Genomic DNA, 2,340 nt, shown 5'->3' on the forward strand with positions numbered 1-2,340 from the left:
CTGGATGCACGGCATCGCGAATTCGAGGACAGCGCCGGGCTGCTGCTGGCCGACGAGGCGGGTCTCGGCCCGCTGCAGCGGCTGCAGCAGGCGCGCCTGCGCCGGCGCGTGGCCGATGCGCCGGCGCCGGATCTGGGGCCACCCTGGTCGCGCCGCCGCAACCTGCTGGCGTGGCTGCTGGCGCTGCCGCTGGCGGCGACGGTGCTGCTGTGGCCGGCGGGAGAACGCGAGCGCGCATCGGCGGCGGACGTGGCCGCGCCGGGTAGCGCCGGCAGCCGGTCGCCGGCGCTGGTCGCGCACGGCCTGCGCGTCGAGCCGCCGGCCTACACGGGCCTGGCGGCGAGCGAACTGGACGGCCTGGAAGCGAAGGCCCCGGCCGGCTCGCGGCTGCGCTGGACGCTGCGCTTCGCGCCACAGCCGGAAGCCGCCGCGCTGGTATTCCACGACGGCACGCGCCTGCCGTTGGCGCGCGACGGCGACGACTGGCACGCCACGTACGTGCTCGAACGCGCAACGCTGTACCGGGTGGTGGCGGAGGGCGCGCCAGCGCGCCCGCCGCCGCCGCTGCAGCGCCTGGACGCGATTCCCGACCGCGCCCCCCGGGTGCGGGTGCTGGCCCCGGAGCGCACGCTGACCGAGATGCAGCCCGGACAGCGCAGCTGGGCGCTGGCGTTCGAGGCCAGCGACGATTACGGCGTGGCCGCCGAGGCCCGGCTGCGCCTGACCCTGGCCCGCGGCACCGGCGAGAACATCAGCTTCGACGAGCGCAGCCAGGTGCTGCGCGGTCGCGGCGACGCCGGGCGGCGGCGTTTCGAGACGCAGCTGGCGCTGTCGGAACTGGCGCTGGCGCCCGGCGAGGACCTGGTGGTGCAGCTGGAGGTGCGCGACAACCGCGCGCCGGGCCCGCAGACCGCGCGCAGCCCCAGCCTGATCCTGCGGCGCCCGGCCGAACCGGTGCTCGACGCCGTCGGGCTGGAGGGGCTGGCGCGCAAGGTGCTGCCGGCGTATTTCCGCAGCCAGCGCCAGATCATCATCGATGCCGAGGCGCTGATCGCGCAGCGGCCGCGGCTGGACGAGGAGCGGTTCCTGGCGCGCTCGGACGGGATCGGCGTGGACCAGCGCCTGCTGCGGCTGCGCTACGGGCAGTTCCTGGGCGAGGAGTCCGAGGGCGGGCCGCGGCCGCTGCCGACCGCAGACGCCGACGATCACGCGTCGCCGTCCCCCGGACCGGTGCTGCCGATCGACGACCGCGACCAGGAGCCGCCGGCTGTCGCGGACGAGGCCGGTCACAGGGGCGAGGTGCGCGATCACGGGCACGACGATGAGCACGACCACGACCATGAGGATCACGACGACGCCGATGCCGGCACGGCCCACGCGCCGCCCGCAGCGGCGGCGCCGCAGCCCGCGGACCCGCACCACCACGACCACGCCGATCCGGAGGCGGGCGACCTGGCGTTCGGCCGCGAGAGCGACGTGCTCGAAGCGTTCGGCCATACTCACGACCTGCCGGAAGCGGCCACGCTGCTCGACCCGCAGACCCGCGAGACGCTGCGCGGCGCGCTGCGTGAGATGTGGCAGTCCGAGCTGCACCTGCGCCAGGGCGCGCCCGCCGAAGCGCTGCCCTACGCCCATCGCGCGCTGGAGCTGATCAAGCAGGTGCAGCAGGCCGACCGAATCTATCTGGCGCGGGTCGGCCCCGAGCTGCCGGCGATCGATCCCTCCCGCCGCCTCGGCGGCAAGCGCGACGGCATCGCCGGCCGCGCGCTGCCGGCCGCCGCCGCGGAACGCGACGACGACGTCCCGGCGCGCCTCTGGCAGGCGCTCGGCGATGGCGCCGGCGCCGCCGGGCAGGACGCCGACCTCGAGGCGCTCGAGGCCTGGCTGCGCGGCAACGAGGCGCGGCTGGAGGATCCGCTGGCGCTGGTGGCGGCGATCGATGCGCTGCGCAACGCGCCGGACTGCGCGGACTGCCGCCGCGCGCTGCGGGCACTGCTGTGGACCGCGCTGGCGCCGCCGCCGGCCGCGGTGCCGCGGCGCGACGCCGAAACGGACCGCGAGCGGCGCTATCTCGACGCGCTGGGCGGGGAGCAGGAGCGATGACCCCGCAGGCGCTGCTCGCCGGAATCCTCGCGCTGTCCGTGGCGCTGGCCTGCGCGCGGCTGCTGCTGTGGCAGCGGCGCGCGCCGCCGGCCGCACGGGCGCGGGCGTGGCGGCTGGCGCTGCTGCTGGCGCTGCAGCCGTTGGCGGCATGGCTGCTGTACCGCACGCTGCTGCCGCCGGAACTGCCGACCCGCGCCGGTACCATGACCGTGCTCACCGCCGGGGCCACGCGCGTGC

Annotated in this window: 2 protein-coding genes; both read left to right on the forward strand. The window is 76.9% G+C overall.

Annotation, left to right across the window (positions count from 1 at the left end; translation table 11 throughout):
* On the forward strand, window positions 1-2,103 hold a 2,103-nt coding region (locus H0E84_RS05020; RefSeq protein WP_180677543.1), incomplete at its 5' end, for a hypothetical protein.
* Window positions 2,100-2,340, forward strand: a 241-nt coding sequence (locus H0E84_RS05025; protein WP_425600461.1) for a hypothetical protein, incomplete at its 3' end; no start/stop codon positions are given. The genes H0E84_RS05020 and H0E84_RS05025, both read left to right, overlap by 4 nt.

Origin of the sequence: Luteimonas salinisoli (assembly GCF_013425525.1) — a bacterium.
Classification (GTDB): domain Bacteria; phylum Pseudomonadota; class Gammaproteobacteria; order Xanthomonadales; family Xanthomonadaceae; genus Luteimonas; species Luteimonas salinisoli.